This window comes from Mesorhizobium sp. M0408 (genome assembly GCF_040321495.1).
Lineage (GTDB): Bacteria > Pseudomonadota > Alphaproteobacteria > Rhizobiales > Rhizobiaceae > Mesorhizobium.
Genome location: NZ_JAMYRO010000072.1, coordinates 1 through 2,595, shown reverse-complemented (window position 1 = coordinate 2,595; position 2,595 = coordinate 1). Strand labels below are relative to the sequence as shown.

Below are 2,595 nucleotides of genomic sequence, written 5' to 3'. Positions count from 1 at the left end.
GTAAGCGCTATTTTCGCTGCACGTTGACGCGAGCGCTTTCGACGGATGGCCTTCGAGTCGGGAACGGTATCTGGTCTGATCAGGCTGCTGTTGCTTTGGCGAAGTTGAAGGGCAGCAGATCCTCGATGGCTGCGTTCTCGGGGCGCTGAGGTAGTTCAGTGAGGACGTGGCGCAGCCACGCTAACGGCTCGACGCCACAGGCGCGGCAGGTCAACATCAGGCTGTAGATGACGGCGCTGGCCCTGGCTCCGTCGACGGTATCGCTGAACAGCCAACTTTTCCGGCCAGTGGCAAAGATTCTGATGTCACGCTCGAGAAGATTGTTGTCGATCGGCATGCTGCCGTCCTCGGTGTAACGAGTCAGATATCCCCATTGGTTCAGGGTGTAGGAGACGGCGTCGCCGAGCTTGCTGTCCGGCAAGACTTTTGGGGCGATGTCGTCGAGCCATGCCTTGAGAGCATGGAGGATCGGGACACTATGTTGCTGGCGGAAGTGGCGAATGCAGTGATCTCGCGTTTCGCCGTCATCGGGGATTTCGTTCCGCGCCTGCCTTTCAACCCGATAGAGCTGTTCAAAGAACCGGAGCGCCTGTTCCGGCGGGCCGCCGCCTTTCTTCCTCGCCTTTAGGGCATCGACGAAGCGCCGCCTGGAATGGGCCATGCAGCCAAGATGCGTTGCCCCTTCCAGCGTGCGCCAGGCGGAATAACCGTCACTCATCACGATGCCGCGGTAATCGCCCAAGAAGGTCTGCGGGTGTATCTGGCCGCGACCCGGCTGATAATCGAGCAGCACGATCGGCTCGTCACTGTCGTGGCCGCTCCGGTATGCCCACATGTACGAGGTGCTGGTGGCCTCTCTGTCCATTTCCTTCAGCACCTGGACCGTGGTCTCGTCGCCATGGATGAGGGGCTGCGATCTGAGCCGCAGCTTCAGCACGTCATAGATGCGGGCGAGATGCTTTTCGCTCGAGCCGATCACCCAGTGACCCAGAGCGCCACGGCTGACAGGAACGCCCGCGCGCTCGAAGGCCTGCGCCAGGCGGTAGAGCGGTGTGCCGTCGACGTATTTGTGAACGAGCGCGAAGGCCAGCGTCGAAGCCGTGGCGATGCTGCCAGGCAAGGGTTGCGCGGGCATCGGCGCGGTCACGACCGGCGTGTTGATGCCGGTACGGTCGCAATGACGGCAAGCATATTTGAACCGCACATTCTGCAGGACCTTCGCCTTCACCTCGATATGAAGTTGCTCGGTAACGGCCTCGCCCATGCGATGCATCTGGTGACGGCAGCAAGGACAAGCCTTCTGATCGTCGGGAAGGTCATACTCGACGCGCTCGCGCGGCAGGTTTTCCGGCAAGGCCTTGCGGCCGCGCTTCTTTCCCGTCGCCCCTTCGCTCGCCGGCAAGCCCGTGTCCGGCAGGACAACGACGCCGCCATCTTCGTTGTCGGCGGCGTCCTCATCCGCGGCCTGTTCGGCTTCATTGAAGAGGCGGTCAATGTGCTTTTCACTGCGCGGCGCAAAACGATGCAGTCGTGCAAGCGCCAGCTCTTCCTCGAGTTTGACGACGCGTTCGGTGAGTTGACGGTTCTGCGCCTGCAGCGCAGCAATACGCGCCATCAACGCTTCAACAGTCGGTTCGCCGGGTCGATTCATCAGATTCTTGAATCGAAAGCATGCCGCCGCGTCAACCGCTCAATTCGAGAGCCCTCAACCGGCAACCTGATATTGCCGCACCGGATGGCGGACCATCGCATCGATGTCGATGCCGTCGAGGATCCAGTGCAATTGCTCGGTCGTAAGCGTGACCACCGCTGCCTCCCGGCGCGGCCACCGGAACTTGTCCTCGGTCAGCCGCTTCATTACCAGCACAAAGCCCGACCGATCGAAGAACAGGAGCTTCATCCGGTCGCGACGGCGATTGCAGAACGCAAAAACCGCCGGAGCAAACGGATCGAGCGCCATCGTCTCTTGGACCAGAACCGCAAGGCTGTTGATGCCGGCCCGGAAGTCGATCGGCTCGCGGTGCAGGTAGACTTTCAGGTCAGCGCCCAGTCTGAACATGACCCAGTGCTCCGATGGTCGCCGTCAACGCATCCACATCACCGCATTCCAGCGTCAACTTCACGCCGTTCGGCAGCGACGCGCTCACCTTGGCTGGAGAGGAAAAAGGCGCTGTCCTTTTCGATGCCGACCTACGTGCCCCATCGCAAGTCCCCGGCAAATCCACCGCAGCCATGCTGCTCTGTCGCAGCAAGGCCCGATCGGAAGTGCTTTCAATCTGAACCGGGATGAACGCCGATGGTGGGGGCTGTGGGAGGGACTGGGTCTCCGCCCGCTTCTTTATCCACTTCCGAAGAAGGTTCGCATTGACCCCATGTTCGAGCGCAAGCCTCGATACCGACACGCCAGGCTCAAGACAGGCCGAGACAAGACGGTCCTTCGATGCCGGGTCGTATCGGCGTCGCCCGTCCCGACCGACAAGCCTCACCCGCAGTTTCTGCTCATCTTCTTCCATCACAAGGTGTCCACCTATTTTGGTGGACACCTCATGCATCAGAGCACTCAACAGCAAAAGGTGCGGGGAAATTCGCGCTTAC

Annotated in this window: 3 protein-coding genes; all 3 read right to left on the bottom strand. The window is 60.9% G+C overall.

All coding sequences use genetic code 11. The features are described 5' to 3' along the window. Positions 1-79: 79 nt before the first annotated feature. From tnpC to tnpA, 3 genes are read right to left on the bottom strand one after another with little or no spacing between them, the layout of a single operon-like run. On the bottom strand, positions 80-1,651 hold the full coding sequence (gene tnpC / locus NKI67_RS33715; RefSeq protein WP_352493672.1) for an IS66 family transposase: 1,572 nt from the start codon (positions 1,649-1,651) through the stop codon (positions 80-82). A 54-nt stretch (positions 1,652-1,705) separates the two neighbouring features. Then, on the bottom strand, positions 1,706-2,059 hold the full coding sequence (gene tnpB / locus NKI67_RS33710; protein ID WP_352469379.1) for an IS66 family insertion sequence element accessory protein TnpB: 354 nt from the start codon (positions 2,057-2,059) through the stop codon (positions 1,706-1,708). Next, positions 2,040-2,513 carry an IS66-like element accessory protein TnpA gene (gene tnpA / locus NKI67_RS33705; RefSeq protein WP_352453912.1) on the bottom strand — a complete coding sequence of 158 codons (474 nt, stop codon included), beginning with the start codon at positions 2,511-2,513 and terminating at the stop codon, positions 2,040-2,042. The genes tnpB and tnpA overlap by 20 nt, the downstream gene beginning before the upstream one ends. Positions 2,514-2,595 lie beyond the last annotated feature (82 nt).

What these genes read in the sequence shown, in the direction of transcription:
- tnpC (WP_352493672.1), bottom strand. Translation starts at nt 1,651, where the DNA reads ATGAATCGACCCGGCGAACCGACTGTTGAAGCGTTGATGGCGCGTATT.
- tnpB (WP_352469379.1), bottom strand. Translation starts at nt 2,059, where the DNA reads ATGTTCAGACTGGGCGCTGACCTGAAAGTCTACCTGCACCGCGAGCCG.
- tnpA (WP_352453912.1), bottom strand. Translation starts at nt 2,513, where the DNA reads ATGGAAGAAGATGAGCAGAAACTGCGGGTGAGGCTTGTCGGTCGGGAC.